Source organism: Acidimicrobiales bacterium (assembly GCA_034521975.1).
Lineage (GTDB): Bacteria > Actinomycetota > Acidimicrobiia > Acidimicrobiales > SKKL01 > SKKL01.
In genome coordinates, this window is sequence record JAXHLR010000005.1 from 146,690 (window position 1) to 171,670 (window position 24,981).

At 70.6% G+C, this 24,981-nt stretch carries 30 protein-coding genes; 18 read left to right on the forward strand and 12 right to left on the reverse strand.

From position 1 onward, the window contains the following. Positions 1-60: 60 nt before the first annotated feature. The 7 genes from U5K29_07465 to U5K29_07495 form a co-directional block, all read right to left on the reverse strand. Entirely contained in the window at positions 61-1,191 is a 1,131-nt protein-coding gene (locus U5K29_07465) for a Zn-dependent alcohol dehydrogenase (GenBank protein ID MDZ7678375.1), read from the reverse strand. A gap of 67 nt (positions 1,192-1,258) precedes the next feature. Further along, on the reverse strand, positions 1,259-1,537 hold the full coding sequence (locus tag U5K29_07470) for a hypothetical protein (GenBank protein MDZ7678376.1): 279 nt from the start codon (positions 1,535-1,537) through the stop codon (positions 1,259-1,261). Further along, complete coding sequence (locus U5K29_07475; protein MDZ7678377.1) at positions 1,534-2,562, reverse strand: glycosyltransferase family 4 protein; 1,029 nt, start codon at positions 2,560-2,562, stop codon at positions 1,534-1,536. Before U5K29_07475 ends, U5K29_07470 begins: the two co-directional genes overlap by 4 nt. Beyond that, positions 2,523-3,206 carry a DUF5317 family protein gene (locus tag U5K29_07480; GenBank protein MDZ7678378.1) on the reverse strand — a complete coding sequence of 228 codons (684 nt, stop codon included), beginning with the start codon at positions 3,204-3,206 and terminating at the stop codon, positions 2,523-2,525. The genes U5K29_07475 and U5K29_07480 overlap by 40 nt, the downstream gene beginning before the upstream one ends. Before the next feature lie 82 nt (positions 3,207-3,288). After that, positions 3,289-3,864, reverse strand: coding sequence for a septum formation family protein (locus tag U5K29_07485; protein ID MDZ7678379.1), 576 nt, complete (start codon positions 3,862-3,864; stop codon positions 3,289-3,291). Next, a complete protein-coding gene (locus tag U5K29_07490; GenBank protein MDZ7678380.1) occupies positions 3,861-4,505 on the reverse strand; it encodes a septum formation family protein in 645 nt (214 codons plus the stop codon). The genes U5K29_07485 and U5K29_07490 overlap by 4 nt, the downstream gene beginning before the upstream one ends. Position 4,506: 1 nt before the next feature. Further along, entirely contained in the window at positions 4,507-5,586 is a 1,080-nt protein-coding gene (locus U5K29_07495) for a sortase (protein ID MDZ7678381.1), read from the reverse strand. A 96-nt stretch (positions 5,587-5,682) separates the two neighbouring features. Here U5K29_07495 and ccmA point away from each other — a divergent pair, with 96 nt between their 5' ends. From ccmA to U5K29_07540, 9 genes are read left to right on the forward strand one after another with little or no spacing between them, the layout of a single operon-like run. After that, positions 5,683-6,366 carry a heme ABC exporter ATP-binding protein CcmA gene (ccmA, locus tag U5K29_07500; protein MDZ7678382.1) on the forward strand — a complete coding sequence of 228 codons (684 nt, stop codon included), beginning with the start codon at positions 5,683-5,685 and terminating at the stop codon, positions 6,364-6,366. Then, entirely contained in the window at positions 6,356-7,024 is a 669-nt protein-coding gene (locus U5K29_07505; protein ID MDZ7678383.1) for a heme exporter protein CcmB, read from the forward strand. The genes ccmA and U5K29_07505 overlap by 11 nt, the downstream gene beginning before the upstream one ends. Further along, the gene (ccsA, locus tag U5K29_07510) at positions 7,021-7,830 is read left to right on the forward strand and encodes a cytochrome c biogenesis protein CcsA (GenBank protein ID MDZ7678384.1); all 810 of its coding nucleotides are present in this window, start codon (positions 7,021-7,023) and stop codon (positions 7,828-7,830) included. Before U5K29_07505 ends, ccsA begins: the two co-directional genes overlap by 4 nt. After that, positions 7,827-7,967, forward strand: a complete 141-nt coding sequence (locus tag U5K29_07515) for a hypothetical protein (protein MDZ7678385.1) — start codon at positions 7,827-7,829, stop codon at positions 7,965-7,967. The genes ccsA and U5K29_07515 overlap by 4 nt, the downstream gene beginning before the upstream one ends. Then, the gene (locus U5K29_07520; protein ID MDZ7678386.1) at positions 7,955-8,551 is read left to right on the forward strand and encodes a cytochrome c maturation protein CcmE; all 597 of its coding nucleotides are present in this window, start codon (positions 7,955-7,957) and stop codon (positions 8,549-8,551) included. Before U5K29_07515 ends, U5K29_07520 begins: the two co-directional genes overlap by 13 nt. Further along, positions 8,548-10,509 (forward strand): heme lyase CcmF/NrfE family subunit, encoded by a 1,962-nt coding sequence (locus U5K29_07525; protein ID MDZ7678387.1) that lies wholly within the window; start codon positions 8,548-8,550, stop codon positions 10,507-10,509. Before U5K29_07520 ends, U5K29_07525 begins: the two co-directional genes overlap by 4 nt. Continuing rightward, positions 10,506-11,081, forward strand: coding sequence for a TlpA disulfide reductase family protein (locus tag U5K29_07530; GenBank protein MDZ7678388.1), 576 nt, complete (start codon positions 10,506-10,508; stop codon positions 11,079-11,081). The genes U5K29_07525 and U5K29_07530 overlap by 4 nt, the downstream gene beginning before the upstream one ends. Continuing rightward, the gene (locus U5K29_07535) at positions 11,078-11,548 is read left to right on the forward strand and encodes a cytochrome c-type biogenesis protein CcmH (protein ID MDZ7678389.1); all 471 of its coding nucleotides are present in this window, start codon (positions 11,078-11,080) and stop codon (positions 11,546-11,548) included. The genes U5K29_07530 and U5K29_07535 overlap by 4 nt, the downstream gene beginning before the upstream one ends. Next, the gene (locus U5K29_07540) at positions 11,548-12,396 is read left to right on the forward strand and encodes a hypothetical protein (protein MDZ7678390.1); all 849 of its coding nucleotides are present in this window, start codon (positions 11,548-11,550) and stop codon (positions 12,394-12,396) included. Before U5K29_07535 ends, U5K29_07540 begins: the two co-directional genes overlap by 1 nt. A 7-nt stretch (positions 12,397-12,403) precedes the next feature. On the opposite strand, the gene U5K29_07545 is transcribed toward U5K29_07540, so the two are convergent. Continuing rightward, positions 12,404-12,883 carry a phosphoglycerate mutase family protein gene (locus tag U5K29_07545; GenBank protein MDZ7678391.1) on the reverse strand — a complete coding sequence of 160 codons (480 nt, stop codon included), beginning with the start codon at positions 12,881-12,883 and terminating at the stop codon, positions 12,404-12,406. Between the two features lie 130 nt (positions 12,884-13,013). On the opposite strand from U5K29_07545, the gene U5K29_07550 reads away from it, so the two are divergent. Together U5K29_07550 and U5K29_07555 are read left to right on the forward strand one after the other, a co-directional pair. Continuing rightward, positions 13,014-13,826: a DUF4397 domain-containing protein gene (locus U5K29_07550; GenBank protein ID MDZ7678392.1), complete on the forward strand. Its 813-nt coding sequence runs from the start codon at positions 13,014-13,016 to the stop codon at positions 13,824-13,826. Positions 13,827-13,960: 134 nt separating this feature from the next. Beyond that, entirely contained in the window at positions 13,961-14,638 is a 678-nt protein-coding gene (locus U5K29_07555; protein ID MDZ7678393.1) for a class F sortase, read from the forward strand. A gap of 41 nt (positions 14,639-14,679) precedes the next feature. On the opposite strand, the gene U5K29_07560 is transcribed toward U5K29_07555, so the two are convergent. Further along, positions 14,680-15,798, reverse strand: coding sequence for a cysteine desulfurase family protein (locus U5K29_07560; GenBank protein MDZ7678394.1), 1,119 nt, complete (start codon positions 15,796-15,798; stop codon positions 14,680-14,682). Continuing rightward, the gene (locus U5K29_07565) at positions 15,795-16,514 is read right to left on the reverse strand and encodes a helix-turn-helix domain-containing protein (GenBank protein MDZ7678395.1); all 720 of its coding nucleotides are present in this window, start codon (positions 16,512-16,514) and stop codon (positions 15,795-15,797) included. The genes U5K29_07560 and U5K29_07565 overlap by 4 nt, the downstream gene beginning before the upstream one ends. Before the next feature lie 49 nt (positions 16,515-16,563). Between U5K29_07565 and U5K29_07570 the strand changes: the two genes are divergently transcribed. The 6 genes from U5K29_07570 (at position 16,564) to U5K29_07595 (ending at position 22,225) form a co-directional block, all read left to right on the forward strand. Beyond that, complete coding sequence (locus U5K29_07570; protein MDZ7678396.1) at positions 16,564-17,706, forward strand: Mrp/NBP35 family ATP-binding protein; 1,143 nt, start codon at positions 16,564-16,566, stop codon at positions 17,704-17,706. A 58-nt stretch (positions 17,707-17,764) separates the two neighbouring features. Continuing rightward, on the forward strand, positions 17,765-17,995 hold the full coding sequence (locus tag U5K29_07575) for a DUF3107 domain-containing protein (protein ID MDZ7678397.1): 231 nt from the start codon (positions 17,765-17,767) through the stop codon (positions 17,993-17,995). Positions 17,996-18,021: 26 nt separating this feature from the next. Next, the gene (locus tag U5K29_07580; GenBank protein ID MDZ7678398.1) at positions 18,022-19,026 is read left to right on the forward strand and encodes an ArsA-related P-loop ATPase; all 1,005 of its coding nucleotides are present in this window, start codon (positions 18,022-18,024) and stop codon (positions 19,024-19,026) included. 1 nt (position 19,027) lies between these two features. After that, positions 19,028-20,236 carry an ArsA-related P-loop ATPase gene (locus tag U5K29_07585; protein MDZ7678399.1) on the forward strand — a complete coding sequence of 403 codons (1,209 nt, stop codon included), beginning with the start codon at positions 19,028-19,030 and terminating at the stop codon, positions 20,234-20,236. A gap of 91 nt (positions 20,237-20,327) precedes the next feature. Continuing rightward, positions 20,328-20,570: a hypothetical protein gene (locus U5K29_07590; GenBank protein MDZ7678400.1), complete on the forward strand. Its 243-nt coding sequence runs from the start codon at positions 20,328-20,330 to the stop codon at positions 20,568-20,570. Positions 20,571-20,629: 59 nt separating this feature from the next. Continuing rightward, entirely contained in the window at positions 20,630-22,225 is a 1,596-nt protein-coding gene (locus U5K29_07595; protein MDZ7678401.1) for a sensor histidine kinase, read from the forward strand. Positions 22,226-22,335: 110 nt separating this feature from the next. On the opposite strand, the gene U5K29_07600 is transcribed toward U5K29_07595, so the two are convergent. Beyond that, positions 22,336-22,641: a WhiB family transcriptional regulator gene (locus U5K29_07600; protein ID MDZ7678402.1), complete on the reverse strand. Its 306-nt coding sequence runs from the start codon at positions 22,639-22,641 to the stop codon at positions 22,336-22,338. 149 nt (positions 22,642-22,790) lie between these two features. Here U5K29_07600 and U5K29_07605 point away from each other — a divergent pair, with 149 nt between their 5' ends. Further along, positions 22,791-23,477, forward strand: a complete 687-nt coding sequence (locus U5K29_07605) for a glycerophosphodiester phosphodiesterase (GenBank protein MDZ7678403.1) — start codon at positions 22,791-22,793, stop codon at positions 23,475-23,477. Between the two features lie 12 nt (positions 23,478-23,489). Here the strand turns inward: U5K29_07605 and U5K29_07610 are convergent, their stop codons facing one another. Beyond that, the gene (locus U5K29_07610; GenBank protein MDZ7678404.1) at positions 23,490-24,944 is read right to left on the reverse strand and encodes a nitronate monooxygenase; all 1,455 of its coding nucleotides are present in this window, start codon (positions 24,942-24,944) and stop codon (positions 23,490-23,492) included. Positions 24,945-24,981 lie beyond the last annotated feature (37 nt).

The following is a 24,981-nucleotide window of genomic DNA, read 5'->3' on the forward strand; positions in this document are numbered from 1 at the left end:
TATCAGCGGAGCAGTGGCAGGAACCGGTGGTGGTGTCCACGAGGTGGTCGGCGGACGCTCTCAGTGGACGATCACGGAGCGAGCGACCTCGCCCGAACCCATCGCCTCGAACGCCTCGTTCACCTCGTCGACCGAGATCTCGCGGGAGATGAGCTCGTCGAGCTTGAGCTCGCCCTTCTGGTACCACTCGATCATCTTGGGGACGTCGCGGTCGACGTTGGCCGATCCGTACCAGCAGCCCTTGATGGTCTTGGCGGTGTAGAGGAAGGTGAACGCGGCGTTGAGGTTCATCATCACGTCGAGGCGGGGCACGCCCACGAGCACGACCTCGCCACCGGTGCGGGCCATGTTGATGGCCTGGTCGATGGTGGGACCGAGACCGATGACCTCGAAGGAGACGTCGGCTCCGCGTCCACCGGTCAGCTCCTGGACCTTGGCGACGGGGTCGCCGTCGCTCGCGTTGACCACATCGGTTGCCCCGAACTCGCGGGCCAGTTCGAGCTTGGAGTCGAACATGTCGACGGCGATGATCGTGCCCGCGCCGGCGATGCGGGCGCCCTGGATGACGTTGAGGCCGACCCCGCCGCAGCCGATGACGGCCACCGCGTCTCCTTCGTGGATGTCTGCGGTGTTGATCGCCGCGCCCACGCCGGTGAGTACCCCGCAGCCGATGAGGGCGGCGGCGTTGAGCGACACGTCCTTGGGGATCTTGACCGTGGAGATGGAGGGCACGATGGCTTCGCTGGCGAAGGTGCCGCAGTAGGCCATCTGGCCGAGCTCGCCGTCGGGGGTGGAGAAGCGCTTGGTGCCGTCGAGCATCCCGGCGAGGCTCACCGCTGCGTTCTTCTCGCACAGGAAGCCCTGGTCGCGCTGGCAGAAGTAGCACTCGCCGCACTGGGGGACCCACGACAGCACGACGTGGTCGCCGACCTCGCGGTCGGCCACGCCGGGCCCGACCTCGCTGACGATGCCGGCGCCTTCGTGGCCGAGCACCAGCGGTGTGGCCAGCGGGATCGTGCCGTTCTGGACCGATAGGTCCGAGTGGCAGACGCCGGAGGCGACCATCTTGATCCTGACCTCGCCCTCCTGAGGAGCGGCGACGGTGACGTCATCGCGGATCTGCAGCGGTGTGTCGACCTCGTTGAGCACTGCGGCCTTGGCCGAGCCGGTGGGTGCGGCGCTGTCGGTCATGGTGAGGGGTCCCCCGTTCGAGTGGATCATGTACTGGTGGACAGGACTGTACAACGTACGGGCACTGCTACTCCCGGTCGGGTGGCAGCCGGCCCTGCTCACGGTCCTCGCGGTCGGCCGCCTTGACCGCGTAGCCGAACACGATCGCGGGGGCGAGGATGGCCGAGCCCACCAGCAGCGCGGCCACGATCAGCGTGGTGAGGGTGTCGGTGTAGCCCTGCACCCACCCCCAGACGAATCCCGCGATGGCCAGCCCGAACAGGCCGTACCCGGTGCGCTGGCCCAGCTCGACCAGGCGGGCCACCTTCGCCCGCCGGACCAGGACCGGATCGTCCTCGCCGGTCACGGGAGCCATCCCGCGCCGGACAGCAGTTCTGCGAGGCGCTGGGTCATCACGTCGATCGACAGGTGGGTCCTGGCCACCTCGCGATTGTGGTCGAGCAGCTGCGGGTCGGGCGAGGCGAGAAAGGACCGCAGGGGTTCGGGGTCGTCGCACCCGAACCACCGGAACCCGAGGTCCGACAGCTCGGCGGCCACCGGGTAGTCGCCGACCGCGGCTGGTCGCCGGTGGGTCGCCGCTTCGACGGGTGGGTTGCCGAAGCCCTCCCAGGTGGAGGGGAACACCACCGCGTCGGCAGCGGCGTAGAAGTCGGGTGCGTCGATCGTCTGCTCGCGGATCACCCGGCAGCGGGCGCCGGCGAGCACCCGCTCCAGCTCCTGGGCATAGCCCTCCTCGGGCGGACCGACCAACCAGTAGGTGGCGCCGAGCTGCTCGCAGAGGTCGACCGCCACCGGGATCTGCTTGCGGGCGATGGCCCGTACGGGGTGGACCACCAGCACCTCGCCGTCGGCGACATCGAGGCGCTTCCGCGTGCGGAACCGGTCGCCGGGAGCTGGATCGGGGTCGAACCCGTTGTAGATGGTGGTCGCCTCGATGCCCCGTTCGGCCATCTGCTGTCGGGTCAACAGGTTGATCGTCACGTGTCGCCATGCCGGATCGGTCGCCGGGAGCTCGTCGATGCCGGCGAAGCGGTCCCGTTGCCAGGGCGGATCGTGGTGGTGCACCACCGTTGGTCGGCCACGGAGCACCGACGCCAGGGCGCGCGACGCCGGCAGGTTCAGGGGGATGGTCAGGAGGTTCTCGACCACGACCAGGTCGGCGTCGGCCAGCGCCGCGTCCAGCTCGCTGGTGCTCGGCGGTTCCGTGGCGTCGATCGCCAGCCCGGCAACGGTGAGATCGACCGGGCCCTCGCCGGCCACGGTGTAGGGCTCGAAGCCGAGGCTGGTGAGCGCTCGCTGCCAGGTCCCGGCCACGATCGACACACCATCGGTCAGTCCGAGGCGGAACGAGACGATGGCACAGGTCGACACGCCGGCACCGTACCCGCCTCTGCGGACCCGCTCCCGCCGGCCGGCCGCTCGGTCGGGGCCGGCGCATCGGTGAGGTCGATGGTGAAGGGTCCGTCCTCGAGGATCTGACGAACGGGGATCCCGGCACGGACCGGCTGCGCCATGGCGTGGGCCACCAGTGCCATCAACCCGGCGGCGACGATGAGGTCGCCGAAGGACACGACCACCTCGACCACCGGTACCGGCACCGCGCTGCCCAGCAGCACCCAGATCGTGTCCGGTCCGGCCAGGTGCTGGGTGGGGGTGAGGACCTGTTGCTGGGCCAGATCGGAGCCGAGGCCGACCGCGTGCAGCGCCCGTGGATCGACCGGTGTCCCGCCATGGAGCAGCACCGGCACGGCGTTGGCGCCGATGCCCACGGCGAGGACCCCTGTCCCCGGCAGGTGCAGGTTGGCCAGAGCGACCGCCACGAGGACGATGAGGGCGATGGCGAGCACGGCACCCGCATCGGCCAGGAGCCCCAGGCGCGTCACGCCCAGAACCACGAGCGCCCCGGCGGCGACGGGCGCGAACCGTCCGCGGGTGCGGACCAGGCTGTGCAGCGTTCCCCCGTTGATCGCACCGAGCACGAACCCGGCCGTGACCACAGCAGCACTGAGGAGCATCGACCGCGACGCTAGAGGCGGGCGTGCCCCGGTTCGCGGATGGTCACAAGGTCACAAGGTCAGGGGTTCGCAGGCCGCAGGGTCACAAGCCGCTGCCGGCCATGGAGCCGACCAGCGGGGTGAGCCCGAGGTCGAACAGCGCGCACGAGGCCATGGCCTCGCCGTGGTCCCACTGCGAGGCGCTGGGGGCGAGGGCGAGGTAGTCGAGGCTCGACTCCTCCCATTCGATTTCGACGAAGCGCTCGAACGCCTCGGCACAGGCCAGGCGAGCCCGCTCCTCGGCGGCTGCCTCGCCCGGCCAGGGCTCGCCCGTCTCGGCGGGGAGCGGAACCTCGGCGTACAGCTCGTAGCGGTGGGGTGCATCGCAGGGCACGATTCCCACCGGCTCGCCCCGCTCGAAGGCCTGCAGCGGCGGATCGTCGAGATCCTCGAAGCACGCACCGCTCTCGAGCTGGGCAGGCTCGGCCGGTTGGGGTTCGACCGATCCCGCCGCGGAGTCGTCCATGGTCCGCCCGTCGGCGTCGCCGAACACCACCGCGTCGCGCGGCGCGTACTCGCCGGCCCGCAGGTCGTCGCCCACGTAGTCGCCGCACGCCCCGGACGCCAGGACGACCAAGGCGACCATCGCCCACCGGCGCCGGGGAGCAGCGATCTTCACGGGGAACCGGCCACGGAGCCGACGAGTGGCTCCGAGTCGACCGACGCCGCCGCGCACACCAGCACCCGGTCGCCACGGGTCCAGGCGGCTGCGTTCGGACGGATGTGCACGATCTCGAGCTCGCTGTCGACGTACCCGACGCCCATGTACCCACCGAAGGCCTCGAGGCACTTCCGGTCGGCGGCGGCCAGCACGTGCTCGTCGCCCGGAAAGGGGGCGTCGGGGTTCTCGTTGAGCGACATCCGGGCGAAGGCCTCGGCGTCGTGGGGCTCGTCACAGCGACGCGGCGTGGCGTCGACGACCTCGACACCGTCAGGACCGTCCAGCTCGGCCAGACCGTCGAGATCGGGCAGATCGACGCAGTCGCCGACCTGCAGGGCGCCCAGTGGGACCCGGCCGTCGTCCAGTTCGTCGACTGCTGGGTCATTGGTCGCCGCCGCGTTGGCGAGGGGTGGATCGAGGGTGTTCATGGCGCGGGGTGGTGCCGCCGGGGCCTCGGTGGTGGTCGTGGTCGTCGATGTCTCGGGGTCGGGCTGGCGCTGCGAGGTCGGCGGCTCGGCCTGATCGTCGTCATCGGCGCTGCATCCCGCGACCAGCGCGAGGGTGACCAGCAGGGGCCAGAGCAATCGGTGTCGATCCATCTCAGTACGATGGAAGGAGCCGGTCGAGGTAGAAGAACCCGTTCCACAGCAGCCAGGCGAGCAGCGGCGTCGACAGCAGGTAGACGGACCAGCGACGCCACAGGCGCCCACCGACGACGGCGCCGGCGAGGCCGAGCCCGAACAAGCCTCCCCACATCAAGGTCGGCACCAGGGCGCTGCGGTCGCCGTTGAGACCCTCGCCCCAGCCCTCGTCGGCAGGCGGCCCGGGTTCGGTGGTCGGCTCGGCGGGGAGCTCGGCGCCCCCGTCGCCCTGTTCGTCGCCGTCCTCGTCGGGTCGAGGCTCGGGCTCGGGCGGTGGCTCGACCGGCTCCTCTTCGAGGATGCCCGTGACGATGATCCGCTGGCGGGCGCTACCTCTCGGATGACAGGCGATGAGCGTGATGCGGTTGTCGCCGAAGTCGTCGAGGACATACACCCCGCTGGCCGGGACGATGAAGTGTCCGACCTCGTCGCCCTCGTCGTTGGTGTGGGACTGGGCCACGTAGGTGAACTCGCCCCGCAGCGTGGTGACGACGATCTCGTCGCCGGGGGCGATCTCGTTGATCGACCAGAACGGGGCGCCGTAGGTCGTGCGATGGCCGGCGACCGCCGCGTTGCCGGGAGTCCCCGGCATCGGGTTGCTCGGGAACACGCCCGGCCCCTTGCGGAGATCGGGCACGCGTACCCCGTAGACCATCGTCTCATCGACGCCGATGGAGGGGATCCGCAGCTGGGCCACCGGCTCGCCTCGGGTGGGAGCCAAGGACGCGAGGACCTCGGGATCGACCGGTTCGGGCTCGGTCGTGGTGGTGGTGACGCCCGGGAACTGGACCGGGCCGCTGGAACCGAGACCCCGCTCGGGACGCGGCTCGGTGGTGGTGGTCGTGGGGCGGGCGGTGCCGGAGCTCTCGAGCTGGGCGGCGAAGTCCGACTCGAGCTGGTCCTGGGCACGTGAGTGCTGGAGCCCGGTGCCCCACAGCTGGTAGGCGACGAAGAGCAAGGTGATGATCCCGAAGCCGATCAGGGTGCGACCGGTCGCACCGAGGACGCGGGCGGTGCGGTGGCTCAGGCGGACGGTCACGGACACCGAGGCTACAAGCCGCCGACGGGGAGCAACCGTCAGGCGGGCACCGCGTCTTGGTCGCCGAGGAGACTCACCGGTAGCCTGTTGACCTCCATGGAGCCGGTCATCCACTTCCGCTCGGCGGTGTCGCTCCTCGGTCGGTTCCCGGCGCTGGCCGGCGTCGATCTGGCGGTCGAACCCGGCGAGATCGTGCTCCTCCGCGGACCCAACGGTGCCGGCAAGTCCACCTTGTTGAAGGTGTGTGCGGGCCTGGCCCCGGTCTCGTCCGGCGATGCGCGCGTCCTCGGGTTCGATCTGGTCGAGGACCGTCACTCGATCCGTGGTCGCGTGGGGCTGCTCGGCCACGCCACGTTCCTCTACGACGAGCTCACGGTGGCCGACAACGTCGCGTTCTGGGCCCGAGCGGCGCGGGCCGACCTCGACGATGCGCATCACGCCATGGCACGCATGGGTCTGGCCGGCCGGCTCCGGGACGTGAGCGTGTCGCGCCTGTCGGCCGGTCAACGTCGACGGGTCGCGATCGCGGTGTTGCTGGCCCGCCGCCCCGAGCTGTGGCTCCTCGACGAGCCCCATGCCGGACTCGATGCCGACGGACGGGACCTGCTCGACGGTCTGGTGGTGGAGGCGGCCCGAGCGGGCGCGACCGTCCTGTTCGCCTCCCACGAGCTCGACCGTGCCCACTCGGTGGCCCAGCGCATCGTGACCCTCGCGGGGGGCGTCGTGACCGCCGACGAGGTCATGGACCCCCTGCCCGGGGAGGCCCACCGTGTTCCGTGACGCCGCGCTGATGGCCGGAAAGGACCTTCGCATCGAGCTGCGATCGCGGGTCGCGCTCAACCAGATCCTGCCGGTGGCGGTGCTCATCCTGTTGCTGTTCGGGTTCGCCCTCGATCCGGACTCGCCGGTGCTCACCCGGGCCACGCCGGGGTTGTTCTGGGTGACGGTGCTGTTCGTGACGGTGATGGCGGTCGAGCGGTCGTTCTCCCTCGAAGCCGCCGACGGGGTGCGCGACGCGCTCCGCCTGAGCGGGCTGCACCCTGGTGGCATCTTCCTCGGCAAGCTCGCCGCCCTGGCGGTGCAGCTGGCCGCCGTGCAGGTGGTGCTGCTGGCCGGGGTGATGGTGTTGTTCGGGCGCGAGCTGGCCGGCCATCTGCTGCTGGTCGCCACCGCGGTGGCCGCGACTGCGGGGATCGCCGCGGCCGGTACCCTCTACGGCGTGCTCGCCGCCGGTCTGCGGGTGCGGGAGACGCTCCTCCCGCTGTTGTTGCTACCGGTGCTGGCACCGGTGTTGATCGCCGCTACCCGGGCGTTCGAGACCGCGCTCGACGGTGTGCCATCCGACGGTTGGCCCTGGTTCAACTTGCTCGCAGTGTTCGCTCTCACCTACACCGGCTTCGGGATCCTCGCCTTCGGTCCCCTGCTGGAGGACTCGTGACCACCCCCCACTCCTCCCTCTCCTCGACCGGTCCCTCCTCGACCGGTTCGGCTGCCACCCGCACCCTCGGCATCGTGTGCCTCGCGGCCATGGCCCTGCTGGTGTTCCTCGCCTTCGTGGCCAGCCCTCGCGACGCGGTGCAGGGCGATCTGGTCCGGCTCCTCTACATCCATCCCGCGCTGGCGTGGACCGCGTACCTGGCCTGCTTCGTGGCCTTCGGTGCGAGCATCTGGCACCTGGCGAAGCGCACCGAGGCCTCCGACGTGCTCGCCCACTCTGCGGTCGAGGTTGGTGCTGTGCTCACCGCGCTCACCCTCGCCACCGGCTCGATCTGGGGCCGTCCCACCTGGGGCGTCTACTGGGTGTGGGACGCCCGTCTCACCAGCACCGCCATGTTGTTGCTGTTGCTGTTGGGGTACCTCGCCCTGCACCGCATCGATGCCGCTCCCGAGGTCCGGTCCCGTCGGGCCGCGGTCGTCGGTGTCCTGCTGGTGCCCAACGTGGTGCTGGTGCACCAGTCGGTCGAGTGGTGGCGGACCCTGCACCAGGACCCGACCCTGGCCCGCCGCGACTTCGACTTCGCCACCAGCGACCTGTTCATGTTCACCCTCGTCTACAGCGTGGTGGTGATGACCCTGGTGTTCACCTGGTTGCTGATCCACCGGTTCCGGGTCGGGTGGCTCGCGCTGCAGGCCGACGAGCTCTGGCTCGATGCCGCCATCGAGGCGCGCCGATCCGAGGCTGAGACCGAGGCCGACACCGAGCCGGAACCGGTCGCCTCGACGCCCGAGGGAGGCACACCATGAGCGCAGACATGGGCTACATCCTCGCGGGGTGGGGGATCACCCTGGCCACGCTCGGGATCTACTCGTTCAGCCTCGTGGTGCGGGGCCGCCGCCTCAGCCGCCACGTTCCCGCGGAGCGCCGCCGGTGGACGAGCTGAGCCCCGACGCCCCCGATCCGGTCGGCGAGCCCGCCGGCGACGACGCCGCGTCGCGGCTGGCGCCCCGCGTCCCGCCCGCGGCCCGCAGCCGGCGCCGCAACCCCTTCGCCCTGGCGTCGCTGGTGCTCATCGTCGTCGCCCTCGTCGCCGTGGTGATGATGGGGTTGGGCGATGCCGCCGTGTTCTTCCGCAACGCCGACGAGGCGGTGGCCCAGCGCGCCGAGCTCGGCGACCGCCGCTTCCGGATCCAGGGCCTGGTCGACGGCGACACCGTCACCGACACCACCCGCGGTGTCGACTTCGTCATCACCCACAACGGTGTCGAGGTCACCGTCGCCCACGAGGGCGATCCGCCCGATCTGTTCCAGCCCGGCATCCCCGTGGTGCTCGAAGGGCGTTGGGCCCGCGTCGACGCCCCTGACCTGGTCGCGCCGGTCGACGCCCTGCCCACCGACGACGGCTGGTACTTCGCCAGCGACCGCTTCTTCGTGAAACACACCGAGGTCTACGCCGAGGAGCATCCGGAGCGCACCGACGGCTACGAGGGTGAACGCGGGGGGAGCGAGGCCGGTCCCGGCCGATGAACGCCGCGATCGGTTCGGCAGGGGTCATCCTGGGGTTCGTGGCCTCGGGGATGGGTGCGTTGACCCTGGCGGTCGGGCTCGCCAACCGCCGGCCGACGCTGCTTCGTCAGGGGATCACCTATGCCGCCCTGATCCTCGCGGGAGCGTTGGTGGCCTTCGTCGCCATGGAGCGGGCGCTGATCACCCGCGACTTCACCCTGGAGTACGTCGCCCAGGTGGGCAGCAGCCTCACCCCGCCGCTCTACAACTTCGCCAGCCTGTGGGGAGCGCTCGAGGGCTCGATCCTCCTCTGGGCGTTGGTGCTCGGTGGATACACGATGGCGGTGGCGTGGAAGTTCCGTGCCCGGCTCACCGATCCCCTCGTCGGGTGGGCGCTGTTCACGATGTTCCTCGTGGCGCTCTTCTTCTTCGGGCTGATGATGGGCCCTGCGAACCCCTTCACCACCTGGACCCCGCCGGTCGGCTTCGACGGACCCGGCCCCGACCCGTTGCTGCAGAACCACCCGCTGATGGTGGTCCACCCGCCCATGCTCTATCTGGGCTATGTGGGCTTCACCGTGCCGTTCGCGTTCGCGATCGCCGCGCTGGTCACGGGCCGGGTGGGCGAGGGATGGTTGCTCGAGACCCGGCGCTGGACCCTCTTCGCCTGGGGGTTTCTCACCGCCGGCATCATCCTCGGTGCCTGGTGGGCCTACGAGGTGCTGGGCTGGGGCGGCTACTGGGGGTGGGATCCGGTCGAGAACGCCTCGCTGCTGCCGTGGCTCACCGGCACCGCCTACCTGCACTCGGTCATGGTCCAGGAGCGGCGCGGGATGCTGCGGGTCTGGAACCTGTCGCTGCTGTGCGCCACCTTCTCGCTCACCATCCTCGGCACGTTCCTCACCCGTTCCGGGGTCATCGAGTCGGTCCACGCCTTCACGACCTCGGCGATCGGGCCCCTGCTGCTCGGCTTCTTCGGGGTCATCGTCGTCGCCTCGGTCGGGCTGATCGGCTGGCGAGGCGACCGCCTGCGGTCGCCCGGTTCGATCGACTCGCCGTTGTCGCGCGAAGGGGCGTTCCTCGCCAACAACGTGCTCTTCGGCGGGTTCGCGTTCGTGGTCCTGCTCGGCACCGTGTTCCCGCTGGTGGTCGAGGCGTGGAACGGCGACCAGCTGCGGGTCGGAGAACCGTTCTTCGAACGTATGAGCGTGCCCATCGCCTTGGCGCTGCTCACCATGATGGCCATCGCTCCCGCGCTTCCGTGGCGCAAGACCAACGTCGAGACCCTTGCCTCACGGTTGCAGTGGCCGGCCTGGTTCGGGACCGGCTGCCTGCTGCTCGCGCTGGTGCTGGGCGAACGCGGCCTCGGCACCCTCGCCGGCTACGGGCTCGCCGGTTTCGCCGCCGGAGCAGCGGTCCGCCAGATCGTGCTCGCCACCCGCCGCCAGGGTTGGCGGGGTCTGGTCGGCCGGGCCAACGGCGGCATGATCGTGCATCTCGGCGTCATCCTCCTCGCCGTCGGCATCATCGCCTCCAACGCCAACGTCGTCAGCCGAGAGCTGCGGCTCGAGGTCGGCGAGACGGCGGTGGTCGAGGGCCACACCCTCACCCTGGTCGGGGTGTACGAGGAGGACCTGCCCCGCAGGCTTCGCACCGTTGCCCGCATCCAGGTCGACGGCGGTGAGATCCACGAGCCCGCCATGAACCTGTTCCGGGCATCCGGGCGCGCGGTGCCGACTCCCTCGGTGCGGACCACCTGGACCAACGACATCGCCTTGTCGATCTTCCCGGTCGAGTCGCTCGACGACCCCGTCGGCATCCGCGCCGTCTACCAACCGCTCATCGCCTGGATCTGGACCGGGGGCGCATTGATGGTCGTCGGCACCGGCCTCGCCGCGTTCCCCGGACGTCGGCGTCGGCCCACCGACCCGGTGTCGGCCCCGCTGCCGGATACCGTGTCTCGCCAGGCCGGCCCATGAGCGACGACCTCGCCCCCCACCGGCGCGGCCACACGGCGCTCGTCTCGGCGTCGATCGTCGGGGTCGTCCTCGTCGCCTTCGTCGCCCTCCTGGCCACCCGCGACAGCGGCGAGCGCGAAGGACGCAGTCCCCTCATCGGAGGGCCCGCGCCCGCGGTCGCCGGCACCACTCTCGACGGCGCGACCTTCGACCTCGACGAGCTTCGCGGTCGATGGGTGCTGGTCAACTTCTTCGCCACCTGGTGCCCACCGTGCATCGTCGAGCACCCTGAGCTGGTCTCGTTCCACGAGGCCCACGCCGACTCGGGCGACGTCGAGGTGGTGAGCGTCGCCTTCCAGGACTCGGTCGATGAGATCGAGGCGTTCTTCGAGGAACAGGGAGGTGAGTGGCCGGTGCTGGCCGAGGGTGTGAGCTCGGTCGCGGTGTCGTGGGGTGTCACCGCGCTGCCCGAGTCGTTCCTGGTCGCACCCGACGGGGTCGTGGTCCACAAGTTCACCGGCGGCGTGACCTACGAGGGCCTGCAATCGATCCTCTCCCAGGCCCGGGGCATTCCCCAGGGGGACGGCTCATGACCCGCCGTCGCGCCCTGGCCTTGTCGTGGGGGCTGCTGGGGGCCGTGGTCGTCGTGGCGCTGGCCATCGGAACGATGTCCAGCCCCGAGCCGACACCGGCCGAGCGTGTCCTGCACCTGTCGGAGCAGTTCGCCTGTCCCACCTGTGCCGGTCAGTCGGTCCGCTACAGCGACGCCGGGATCTCCACCCAGATCCGCGTCGTGATCGCCCAGGGGGTCGAGGAGGGCAAGACCGACGACCAGATCCTGAGCGAGCTGGTGCAGGCCTACGGTCCCGAGTACCTCCTCACCCCGTCGGCATCGGGTGCAGCCAGCCTGGCGTGGGCGCTACCGGTGTTCTTGGCGGTGCTGGCCGTCGCGGGTCTTGCGGCGGCGTTCTGGCGATGGCGCCCCACCCGTGGCGAGGTCACCGACGACGAGCGCGCCGCGGTCGAGCGGGCGATGCGAGCCGGGGACCCCGACTCCTGATGCCACGCGATCACGCGCTCGATCCCGACGCTCTCGCCGCCCTGGAGGAGGAGCGCGACTTCCTCCTGGCGTCGTTGCGCGACCTCGACCGAGAGTACGACGCCGGCGACATCGACGAGGGTGACTACCGCACCCTCCGCGACGACTACACCCACCGGGCGGCGTCGACGCTGCGGGCCATCGAGCAGCGCCGCGCCGCCAGAACCGACGCCGTCGCCCCGCGGCGCCCGGGCCGGACCGTCGCCGGCATCGCCGGGGTGGTCGTCTTCGCGCTCCTGGCCGGGTTCGGCGTCGCCCGGGCGGCGGGGGATCGCACCTCCTCCGACGGGCTCACCGGCGATGTCCGGGCCACGGTCGGGCAGATGCTGTTCCGATGCGACGAGTTGCGGGCCCAGACCGAGATACGCGACGCGCTCGTGTGCTACGACGAGGTGCTCGAGCAGCACCCCGCCAACGCCGAGGCCATCACCAGCAAGGGGTGGACCCTGGCGATCTCGGGGCTCCCCGACCTGGGCTGGCCCTACTTCGAGGACGCGTTGCTGATCGATCCCGGGTACTCCGACCTGCGCGCCTTCCGGGCCATCGTGTTGAACTGGTGGTGCCGCCCCGAGGAGACCATCGCCGAGCTCGACGCCTTCGACGACTCGGATCCGCTGGCCGAGATGGAGACGCTCATCGAGGGTCGCGGGTTGCGCCGGCAGGCCGAGGAGCTGCTCGAGGTGCGTCGCAGTGTGGACGAGGTCGCCGACGCTCCCGTCCCGGTGGTCGAATCCGAACCCGACGACTGGGACCAGTGCCCGGTCCTGGCCGACGCCGGGGTGATCGAGCGGGCCGAACCCCCCGAGTGAGGTTCGGTCAGTCCGCTGGTCGCTCGCTCTTGCCCGTGTAGATCGCCTGGGTGACCTCGCCGTCCACCGCGGTGAGGACCCACACCGACCCCTTCGGGCACCGGCCGCTGGAGTCGACCAGCGTGCCCCGACGAGCCAGCCCGCCCAGCAGCTCGGGGATCACGTCGCCGTGCGAGCACACTGCCGCGGGGACGCCGTCGGCGACGAGCTGTTCGATGAGGTCGATCCCGGAGGCGAGTGGCGCCCCTTCGGCCAGCGCGTCGCGGTCCTCGATCGTGAGCCCGAGGGTGGAAGCCAGCGGTCCGAACGTCTGGGTGCAGCGCAGGTAGGGGCTCGACAGCAACCGGCCGATGCCCCGGTCGCCGAGCACGGTCGCCAGCGCGTTGGCCCGATCCCAGCCCTTCGACGACAGGGGGCGATCGCGGTCGCACCCGGTCCAGTCGTGGCGCGACCCGGCCTCGGCGTGGCGCACGACGAAGATCCGCATCACCGCAAGGCTAGAGGTCGATGTCGAGGGTTCTGGCAACCGGGTGCATCCGTCGCTGGGGAGGGGAGCGAAACAGGGGCGACAACCGTCGCGGCCCACCGGCCGCTCATCCCTTGGAGGAAGTCCCCAAATGCGCAAGCTCATCGCCCTGATCGCGAGTGCGCTCGTGATCTCGCTCTTCGCTGCTCCCGCCGGCGCCCAGTCCGGTGCCACCGTCATGTTGCTGCACGGCATCCCCGGAGTGCCCGTAGACGTCTACGTCGACGGTGACGTCGTCGTCGAGGGATTCGAGCCCGCCGCCATGGAGGACCTCTCGGCCCTCGCCGGGGCGACCCTCGAGAACGTCGCCGTCGTGCCCGCCGGTGGCGATCCCGAGACCGAGGCCGTGATCGAGCTCCCGTCGCTGGATGTGCCCGCGTCCGGCAACTGGACCGTCGTCGCCCACCTCGATGCCGAGGGGACGCCCACGCTCACCCCGTTCGAGAACGACACCTCGACCATCGCCGCCGGTGAGGGTCGCGTGACCATCCGCCACACGGCCCAGGCGCCCGCGGTCGACATCGTCGTCGGTGAGGATCGTCCCTTCACCGATCTGTCGAACCCCAACGAGGTCGTCGCCGACCTTCCCGCCGGCCCGCTCCCCGCTGAGATCGCCGCCGCCGGCGGCGACGTGCTCGTGAGCGTCGCCGACCTCCTCGGTGCCGAGCCGTCGGTCACCGCCGGCGTGAACACCATCCTCTACGCCGTCGGCAGCCTCGAGGGCGATTCGTTCAACCTGTACGTCCAGACCATCGACGGCCTCGGTGCCGCCCCTGCCGCGGTGCCCACCGGCAACTCGCCGGTCACCGACAGCACCCTTCCCTGGGCGCTGATCGCCGCTGGCACACTCGCCGTCGGTGCGGTCGCACTCGGCGGCCGCGAGGTCGCCCGCAACCGGGCCTGACCGAACCGGGCAGCCGGAGAAGACCCCCCACGTGTCCGTGGGGAGAATCGCCCTCGCCTTTGGGTCCGATTCTCCCCACGGGCATCGTGGTGCCCGACCATCCCATCGAACTCCCGACCCCTACCCTGACGCCGATGCCTGCACCGCTCCCACGTCTCGCCGCCCTCCTGGTCGCGGTCTCGCTCGTCCTCGTCGCCTGTGGCGGAGGGTCGGGCACCGACGCCACCGAAGCGGGGTCCATCGACCAGGCGGGGTCCCGCACCGGCGCCGAGCCGGGTGAGCCGGCCGACTCGGCCGGACCCCGGCCGACGTCCGAGCTGGCTGGGCTCATCCAGCCGGCGGGGTCGGCGGCGACCCTGCCCGAGGCCGACGGCGGTCCCATGCCGGTCGCCTTGAGCTTCGAGGCGATCGGTGCGTCGGTCGCTCCTGTGATGCCGGTCGGTGTCGAGGCCAACGGCGACATGGAGATCCCCGGAACCAGCGAGGTCGGGTGGTACCAGCACGGACCGGCCCCGGGTTCATCGGGGTCCGCGGTGCTGGCGGCCCACATCTCCTGGAACGGCCGTGACGGCGTGTTCCGGCATCTGACCCGCGCCGAGCCCGGCCAGCAGTTCACCATCGGCTACGACGATGGCAGCATCGCCGCCTACGAGGTGGTGGCGGTACGCCAGTACCCCAAGGACCAGCTTCCCGACGACCTGTTCGCCACCTCGGGGGATCCCCAGGTGGCGCTCATCACCTGTGGCGGTTCGTTCAACCGGGCTCTCGACTCCTACGACGACAACATCGTCGCCTACGCGGTGCCCGTGTGAGCGCGGTGCCCTTCTGAGAACCGACCTCGGCCGGAGCGACCTCAGCCGGCCAGGTTTCGCAGGTCGTCGATGACGCGGGGGAGCGCGGCGAGCAGCGCGTCGATGTCGGAGTCGGTGGTGGACCAGCCGACCGACACCCGGAGCGACCGATGGGCGTCGACGCCCATCGCCTCGAGCACCGGCGATGGTTCGAGCGACTCCGAGGCGCACGAGCTGCCCGAGTGCACGGCGATGCCGACCCGGTCGAGACCGATGAGCACCGGTTGGGGCTCGACCCCCGCGATGGCGAGGCACACGATGTGGGGCAGGCGGTTGTCGGGATCGCCGTAGGCCTCGATCCCGTCGATCCAGGCCGCCTCGTCCACCACGCGCTGGGTCTGGCGCCGATTCGACGTCGATTCGACCCCGAGGCGGTCGTCGTCGGACAGGGTCGCCGCCGCCGCCCCGAAGGCGACGATCGCCGCGGTGTTCTCGTGGCCCGCCCGACGGGCCCGTTCCTGATCTCCGCCGACCAGCAGCGCCGGCAGGCGCAGGCCGCGACGCACCAGCAGGGCCCCCACCCCCGGCGGACCCCCCATCTTGTGGGCGCTGATCGACATGAGGTCGGCTCCGAGGCCGTCGAAGTCGATGGGCACGTGTCCCTGCGCCTGGGCGGCGTCGACGTGGGTGAGCACCCCCCGCTCGCGGCATCTGGCCACGACCTCGGCGACCGGTTGGAGGGTCGCCACCTCGTGGTTGCCCCACTGCAGGTGGACCAGGCCGGTGTCGGACCCGACGGCGTCGAGCATCTCGTCGGGGTCGACCCGGCCCCGCTGGTCGACGCCGACCACGGTCGTCGCGCCCGTACGGGCTGCCTGCTCGCGCACCGCCGAGTGCTCGACGGCGGGAACCACTTGGTGGGCTCCCCGTGACGCTCCTCCCCACACCGCGGCGGCGATCGACTCGGTGGCCCCGCTGGTGAACACCACCTCGCGGCTGCGGGCACCGACGAGGACCGCCACCTGCTCGCGTGCCTGCTCGACCATGGCCCGGGCGGTCATGCCCTCTTCGTGGATGCGCCCGGGGTCGCCGAGCCCCATCTCGAGGGCGTCGACGAGCGCGGCCCGAGCCTCGGGTCGCAGCGGACTGGTGGAGGCGTGGTCGAGGTAGTGGCGGGTCACGCCTCGACCGCGGTGACGCACTGCTCGCCGCCGAGCGCCACCGACGACTCGATCTCGGTGTTGGTGGTGCCGTAGAGGGTGTCGAGCATGCCGGCGACCATCCCGCGGTCGACCGCGCAGATGACCGGGTGCTCGATGGCGGCGTCGCCGAAGGGGCAGTGGTCGGACACGATGCGGAGCTGGTCGCCGTGCTGTTCGGCGTGAGCGGCGAACCCGTGTGCCGACAGCGCGTCGGCCACCGCGTGCAGGGAGGTTCGGAACGAGCGCTGGCCCTCGCCGGTGTCGCCCATGGCGGCGGCCATGTGACGGCCGTACTCGACGCCGACCTCTTCGGCGATCTCGGCCGCCGCCTCGGGGCCGAGGCGCGAGAGGGCCTTGCCCAGCAACCCGACCATGATGTCGTCGTGGCGGACCGCGATGTCGAGGTCGATGGTGGGAGCGATGGCCCGGTAGCGCTTGGACGGACGCCCCGCACCCGTGCCGGGTGCCCGCACCGAGGTGACCTCGAGGTACCCGCCGGCTGCGAGCTTGTCGAGGTGGTGGCGTGCCACGTTGGCGTGCAGGTCGAAGTGCTCGGCGACGGCAGAGGCCGTGACGCCGTCGGGGGCCTCGTGGGCGAACAGGTAGATGGCGCGCCGGGTGGGGTCGCCGAAGGCCGAGGTGATGGCGGTGACGGCGGACGCGAAGTCGGTCGGATTGAGGGGTTCGCGGTCCACGTCGATATTCTACCTACCCGTATAGGAGAAATCCGAGGAGCTGTTCTGCATGGCCGTCACCGAAGCCGACGTCGTCGAGGCCCTGCGCCCGGTCGAGGACCCCGAGCTGCACCGCAGCATCGTCGATCTCGACATGGTCCGATCGGTGGGGATCGAAGGCCCCGACGTGATGGTCCAGGTCGCGTTGACGGTCGAAGGGTGTCCGCTGCGCAATGAGATCACCCGCCGGGTCACCGAGGCGGTCGAGGCGCTCGACGGGGTCGGGCGGTGCGCCATCGACTTCACCGTCATGACCGACGAGGAGCGCGCCGCGCTCCGCCAGAAGCTCCACGGTGACCCGTCGTCCAGCGCCGGCTCCCACGAGGGCCACGGACACGCCGAAGGTCGGGCCATCCCCTTCGCCGACCCCAGCTCGCGCACCCGCTGCCTGCTGGTCGCGTCGGGCAAGGGGGGCGTGGGGAAGTCCTCGATCACCACCAACCTCGCCATCGCGCTGGCCAATCGTGGCAACTCGGTGGCGGTGGTGGACGCTGACGTGTGGGGGTTCTCGATCCCCAAGATGCTCGGCGTCGACCGGCCGCCCACGGTCATCGACTCCATGCTCGTGCCCCCCGAGGTGCATGGTGTGCGGTGCATCTCGATGGGCTTCTTCGCCGAGGAGAACCAGCCCGTCATCTGGCGGGGCCCCATGCTCCACAAGGCGCTCGAGCAGTTCCTCACCGACGTGTTCTGGGACGAGCCCGACTTCCTCGTCGTCGATCTCCCGCCGGGCACCGGCGACATCTCGCTGTCGCTGGCCCAGTTCCTGCCCCGCGGCGAGGTCTATGTGGTGACCACGCCCCAGCCCGCCGCCCAGCGGGTGGCCCAGCGAGCCGCGTTCATGGCCCAGAAGGTGCAGCTCGAGGTGAAGGGCATCATCGAGAACATGTCGTGGTTCACCGGCGACGACGGCAAGCGCTACGAGCTGTTCGGAGCCGGTGGAGGCGCCGAGCTCTCCCGGATCCTCGGCGCACCCCTCATCGGTCAGGTGCCGTTGGTTCCCGAGCTCCGCGAAGGAAGCGACACCGGCCACCCGATCGTCGTCGAGGCCCCCGACAGCGAAGCGGCCCAGGTGTTTGCCACCATGGCCGAGACCATCGAGGTCTCGCTGGCGCCCACCCGCCGCCACCATCCCGAGCTCAAGATCGTCTGAGAACGGTTCGTGGTCCGTCGCCGCCTACGATGGCGGCGACTCGTCGACAGGAGGAAGCGTGGACGTCCGCATCGGGGTCAGTCAGGCCCGTGAAGTCGAAGTCGAGCTGGCCGAGGACACCGATGCCGGTGAGCTTCGGGCCCACATCGAACGGACCCTCGCCGAGGAGGGCTCGGTGCTCTGGCTCACCGATCGTCGTGGTCGCCAGGTGGCGGTGCCCACCGCCAAGATCGCCTACGTCGAGATCGGCAGCCCCAGCGACTCACGCCGCATCGGGTTCGGGGGCTAGGTTCCCGGTGCCCACGCTCCCCCTGCGTGGCGCAGGTCCCTGACGTGGCCGTCGACCTGCTCGACCGTCGCCTGCTGTTCGTCACCGGAAAGGGTGGCGTCGGCAAGACGGCGATCAGCGCCGCCATCGCCTCGCTGGCCGCGGCCCGGGGCCAGCGAACGTTGGTGTGCGAGGTCGACGCCAAGGGCGATCTGGCCCGCTTCTTCGAGACCGGTCCCACCAGCTTCGAACCCCGCGAGGTGCAGCCCCGACTGCACCTGATGACCCTCACCACCGAGGAGTCGCTGCGCGAGTACCTCAAGTTGCACGTCCGCCTTCCGCTGATCGCCCGCATCGGGCCGCTGGCCCGCAGCTTCGACTTCGTCGCCAACGCCGCTCCGGGCGTCCGCGAGATCCTCACCGTGGGCAAGGTCGCCTGGGAGGTGCGCGAGGACCACTACGACCTGGTGGTGGTCGACGCGTCGGCCAGCGGACACGTCGTCGCCCAGCTGGGCGCGCCCGAGGCCATCGAGGAGCTGGTCAAGGTCGGTGTGGTGAGGGAGCAGACCGGATGGATGCAGGACATCCTGCACGACCCGGATCGCACGGGCGTGGTGATCGTCAGCACCCCCGAGGAGATGCCGGTGGTCGAGACGATCGAGCTCGCCGAGCGACTGCGCACCCAGACCAAGGTGGCGCTGGCGGCGGTGGTGGCCAACCGGGTGCTGCCCGAGCTGTTCGGCCACCGCGAGCAGGAACGCTTCGAGCAGATGCGGACCCCCGAACACCGCGAGGCCATCGCCGAGGCGGTGGAAGCCACCGGTGGATCGCCGGCACCTCCTGCCGACGCCGCGGTCGTCGGTGCGGTGCTCGACGCGGCCGAGTTGGCTGTTCAGCTGCGGCGGGCCCGGGCCACCCATCTCACGGCGTTGCGTGAGGGTCTCGACCGCGACATCCCGCTGCTGATGGTGCCCGAGTTGTTCACCCGGACCCACGGAGCCAGGGCCACCTCGCGGGTTGCCGACGCCCTCGAGGACGAGCTGGGGTACTGAGATGGCGACACGATCCGCGGGCGCGCCCACCACCGATCCCGGCGTCGACGGTCTCGCCGGTGTGCTGGCAGCACGTGAGATCGTCATCACCTGCGGTTCGGGCGGGGTGGGCAAGACCACGGTCGCGGCGGCGGCGGCGGCGATGGCCGCCGCCGAGATGGGTGGTCGGGTGCTGGTGCTCACCATCGATCCCGCCCGCCGGTTGGCCACCGCACTCGGTCTCGAAGAACTCGGCAACGTCGAGGTGCAGGTGCCGGCCGAAGCGTGGGCTGCCAGCGGGGTGCACCCCCGGGGCGAGCTGTGGGCCGCCATGCTCGACACCAAGGCGTCGTGGGACGAGTTGGTCGCCACCCACGCTCCCGACGACGAGACCCGCGACGCCATCCTCGAGAACCCGCTCTACCAGAACATCACCGGTCGGTTCGTGCAGAGCCACGACTACATCGCCATGGAGCGGCTCTATGAGATCCACCGGTCGGGCCGCTACGACCTGGTGGTGGTCGACACCCCACCGACCCGCAACGCCATCGACTTCCTCGACGCGCCCGAGCGCATGGCCGACTTCTTCTCCAGCCGGCTGCTCCGGTGGTTGATCGCACCGGCCCGGTCGAGGATGCTCACCGCTGCGTCGCGTCCGTTCTACACGATCGCCGACCGGATCCTGGGGTCGCAGTTCCTCGAGGACATCGCCGAGTTCTTCATCCTCTTCCAGACGATGTACGAGGGGTTCGTCGAGCGGGCCAACTCGGTGGAGCGGCTGTTGGGCGACCCCCGCACGGCGTTCGTGGTGGTCACCACCCTCGAACCGGCCCCGACACGCGAGGCCCGGTACTTCATCGACGAGCTCATCGCCCGCGACCTGTCGCTCGGGGGCGTGGTGGCCAACAAGGTCCTGCCGGAGTCGCTGCTGCGGAGTGAGAACCAGGCGATGGCGCGGTGTCTGGCCGAGCGTCGGGGAGAGGTCGCGGAGCACCTGGCCGTGCAGGTCCCCGCTCTGGGAGATCCACGCCAGCTGTCTCGCATGCTGGGTGAGGTGGGAGAGAGCTTCGCCAACTTCGCCGCGGTCGCCAGGCGCGAATCCGAGTTGCGGACGGAGCTGTCCCGCCGGGCCGGGCAGGTGGTCGCGGTGCCCTACCTCGAGACCGATGTGTCGGATCTGACCGGGTTGCTGGCGCTGGGCGTCGACCTGTGGGGCGAACGGTCCCTGTGAGAACTGGGCCCAATGACCTATCCTCGAATGGCTGATCGAGCTACGATCCACCCAGAAGCCACAACTGACGGCGGAAGCTGGAGGAGCCACGATGGGACTGTTCAAGAGGGCCAAGGAGAAGGTCGACAGCGCCGACGTGCACGACGAGGCGGTCATCGACCTCACTGCCGAGAAGGCACCCAAGGTCGAGTGGGGCTTTCCGACCCGCTGTCCCGACTGCGGCGACTACGGCTACCTCGATCGCATCGACGTGGTGCACGAGGTGATGTACCAGCACTGCCCCACTTGCTGGGCCAAGTGGGAGACCTCCCGTTCCGAGACCATCGACGCCTGAACACCCCCGTTCGAGCGCCGGCGACCGGCCGGGCCTGACTCCGCCGTAGCATTGCCGGCATGGCCAGCCTCGCCGAACTCGCGCGCCAGCACACCACCCTCGATCGCGCGGCTGTCGAGCACCTCCAGCGGTTGGTCGCGGGTTGGGGACTGCTGGCCGACTTCTGCTTCGCCGATCTGTTGCTGTTCACCCCGGTCGATCGGGGCGAGCACGCGGTCGCGCTCGAGGGCGAGGCGCAGCGGTTCGTGGTGCTCGGCCACATCCGCCCCACCACGAGCCAGACCCTCTACCGCAACGACCTCGTCGGCGAGCTGATGACCGCCGAGGAGCGCCCGCTGGTGGCCCGCACCGCCCGCCACGGCCAGATCATCGAGGATGAGATCACGGTGAGCTCGATCCGCGAGCGGGTCCGGGTCCAGTGCATCCCGGTGCAGTGTGACGGCGAGGTCATCGGCATCATGACCCGCGACTCAGCGCCGCTGGTGGGGCGCCAGCCCGGCGAGCTCGAGCGCACCTACGTGGCGATCTTCCACCGGTTGGCGGCGATGATCGCCGTCGGTGACTACCCCTATGGGACCGAGGAGTCCGACAGCGAGGAGCCGCCCCGGGTGGGCGACGGTGTCGTGCTGCTCGATCGCAGTGGTCGGGTCGAGTTCACCTCGCCCAACGCCATCTCCGCGCTGCACCGGATCGGCATCCACGGCAACACAGAGGGCATGCGACTGGTCGACTACGGGTTCGACGAGCGGATCGTGCGTGCGGCCTATGCCAACAAGTTGCCGGTCACCCGTGAGGTCGAACGCGGCCTCGAGACCACGGTGGTCTTCCGATGCCTCCCGCTGATCGAGGGCGGCGAGGTGACAGGGGCGGTGCTCGTCTGTCGGGACATCTCCGATCTGCGGCGCCGGGACCGGTTGCTGGTCTCGAAGGACGCGACCATCCGCGAGATCCACCACCGGGTGAAGAACAACCTGCAGACCATCGGGTCGCTGCTGCGCTTGCACGGCCGCCGGCTGGCGAGCGTCGAGGCGCGTGCCGCGATCGAGGAGTCGGTCCGCCGGATCCGATCGATCGCGTTGGTGCACGAGACCTTGTCCCGCAATTCCGAGGACGACGTTCCCTTCCTCGAGATCCTCCGACCGATCCTGCGGATGGCCGAGGAGAGCATGGTCTCGCCCGAGCAGCCGATCTACTTCCGGGTCGACGGTGATGCCGGCCATCTGCCCGCCCAGGTCGTCACCCCGTTGGCGGTGGTGCTCAACGAGCTCCTGCAGAACGCGGTCGACCACGCCTATCCGCCCGAGGCCGGCCTTCCGGGCGGCCACGTCAAGGTCACGCTGTCGAACGAGGACCACCGTCTGAGCGTCTCGGTGATCGACGACGGCGTGGGGCTGGCGCCCGACTTCGACCTGGCAACCAACGCCGGCCTCGGCCTCACCATCGTGCGCACGCTGGTCGAGACCGAGCTCGGGGGTACGTTCACGGTCCGCACGGCCAAGCCGGGCACACCCCGCCCGGGAGCGATCGTCGAGCTGGCCGTGCAGCTCGACGGCGCGTGGCTGTCGGGCGACGACGAGACGCTGCGGCGTCCCACCGGGGAGATGCCCGCCGTCGTGGTCCCGTCGCCGTCACCGGCGGAGCCGTCGGCGAACTGAGGCCCGGACGCGAGCCGGCCCCCCGCAAGCGGGGGGCCGGCACGACGGCGGAGTGCGGGGGGAGCGCTCCGGGCCGTCGGTCTGGGAACGATGGTATCGGGTGTGGTGCCCTATGAGGCGGCCTGAGCGCGCCGACGGGCCATCCACTGGCGGCGTAGCTTGCGGCGCTCCTCCTCGGAGGTGCCACCCCAGACGCCTGAGTCCTGGTTGGTGGTGAGTGCGAACTCCAGGCAGGGTACCTGGGCGTCGCAGGTTTGGCACACGGCTTTGGCGTTCTCGATCTGTTCGATCGCCGGGCCGGTGGTGCCGACCGGGAAGAACAGATCGGGATCGGTATCTCGACAGGCGGCGAGCTTGCGCCAGTCGGATTCGTTGGGTTCGGCGTTGAGCGACAACACCGTGAGCGGGCTGGTCAGGGCCACGACACCTCCACGCGTTCGTGACTTGGTTCACATGAGAGTGCCCGGGAACGCGCGAACACTCATTGGGGACGTGGCAACCGTAGCGGTCGTGTGGGGTCCCCACAAGGGTCTCGCAACCAAAAGTTCATGCTAGAACGGCGTTTGTGACCGATGTCATCGCTCATCGGGGGGCATCGGCCCGTCGACCCGAGAACACCACCGCCGCGTTCGAGGCTGCCCGGTCGCTCGGCGCCGACGCGGTCGAGCTCGATGTGCGCCGCACTCGCGACGGCATCGGGGTGGTCCGCCACGATGCACACCTGCCCGACGGGCGGTTGATCTGCGGGCTCGATGCCGCCGAGGTCCCTGCCGGAGTGCCCCGACTGCCCGAGGCGCTCGAGGCGTGTGCGGGCATGGAGGTGAACATCGAGATCAAGAATGTTGCCGGCGACCCCGACTTCGATCCTGACCAGGCGATGGCCGATCACGTCGTCGACACCGTGGTCGCCATGGGGCTCGTGGAGCAGGTCGTGGTGTCCTCCTTCGGCTTCGCCGCCATCGAACGGGTCCGGACCCTGGAGCCGGGGCTGCGCACGGCATGGCTCGTGGTCGGCGCGGACCGCACCGACGAGCTGGTCGACCGTACGGCCGCCCACGGCCACGCCGGCATCCATCCCCACTGGGCCATGGTGGATGCCTCGCTGGTCGAGCGCGCCCACGAGGCTGGGCTCTTCGTCAACACCTGGACCGTCGACGATCCCCACCAGATGCGGCGAGTCGCCGAGCTCGGGGTGGACGGCATCGTCACCAACGTCCCCGACGTGGCGCTGGCGGCGCTCGGCCGGCGGTGAAACCGGCGGGACCTATCCCTCGCCGAGGAGGAGCTGGACCACCTCGGCGGCGGGCCACGGTCGAGGTCCGATCCCGGCGGTGAGTGCCTGCACCACCGCCGGCGCGTCGTCTCCCAGGGTGACCAGGGCGGGTTCGGTCCCCTCGGCGCGGACCTGGGGAAGCCCGATGGTGGCCATGAGTCCGTTGCAGAGGCACATGCGACCCTCGGGTTCGCCCGGCCGGCCCCCCTTGGCGATGAAGTGCTCGACCGGTTCGCTCGGGCAGCGGAACCCGGTCGACCCGTCGGGGCGCTCGTAGGCGGTGCGGAGGAACCCGAGATCGCACACGCGCCGGCGGGCCTCGTGCCGCTCGGGGTCCGAGAGGGTCCCCTCGATGTCGGCGATCTTGAACGGGTAGCCGCTGGGTGAGGCGTACGGGTCGGTCGTGATCGTGAGCTCGCCATCGAGGGCTCGTCGCACGGCGGCGTCGCGCAACGCCGGCGACATGCCGGACTCGGCGCAGAGTGCGAACGCCGTGCCGACCTGGATGCCGGAGGCGCCGGCGGCGAGCGCGGCGGGGAGACCACCGGGACGGCCGTGGCCACCGGCGAGCCAGAACGGAAGGTCCAACGCCGCCATCTTGTCGAGGTCGACGACGTCGCGGGAGCCATAGACCGGTTGGCCGCTGTCGTCGAGGGTCATGCGACCGCGGGGCGGCGCGTTGTGGCCACCGGCGACGGGAGCCTCGACGACGAACCCGTCGGGTCGGGTGTCGGGATCCTTGGCGAGGTAGGCGGCCAAGGTGTGGGAGCCGACGATGGCGAGGAACGCGGGGCGATCGAGTCGGGAACCCACAGCGGAGGACGGGTCGGGCGGGACCCACTCGGCCGGGTCGAGGTGGACCTCGGTGGTACCGGTGTCGCCTTCGACGTCGACCCGGTAGGCGACCCGGTCGCCTCTGGACAGGCGGTCGAGGAGGTTCGGCAGCGCCGTCGGGATCCCCGCCCCCACGAGCACCGCGTCGACGCCGGCCAGCATCGCTCCGTAGACCGCATGGGGTGTCGGGATCTGGATCTTTTCGAGGAAGTTGATCCCGACCTTGCCGCCGTGGCCATCCTTGGCCAGCCAGACCTCGGCGAAGTTGGCAAGGATCGTCAGCGCCTGTCGGGCCCGCACCGGCCGGGTGTCGAACATCGGCACCGGTCGGTAGGCCTCGTCGGGCTCTTTGCCCCCGTCGATGAACCAGCGGTCGAGGACCCTCTCGGCGATCGACGGCACGGGGAAGGCGGCATAGGCCCGGTGCAGCTCGCCGCCGGGGTCGCCATCGCCCAGGCGCCGGGCGTGTACCACGTCGAGTGCGGTCCCCGACACGACGCCGAGCTGTCCGGTCACCGACACCGCTCGGGCCAGCTGCCACCCCGATACACCGACGCCCATGCCACCCTGGATGATCGTGGGGAGACCGGTGGAGGGGGCGCGAGAGCTCATGGGCCGCGAGCCTACCTACCGGTAGGTAGGGCCAGTA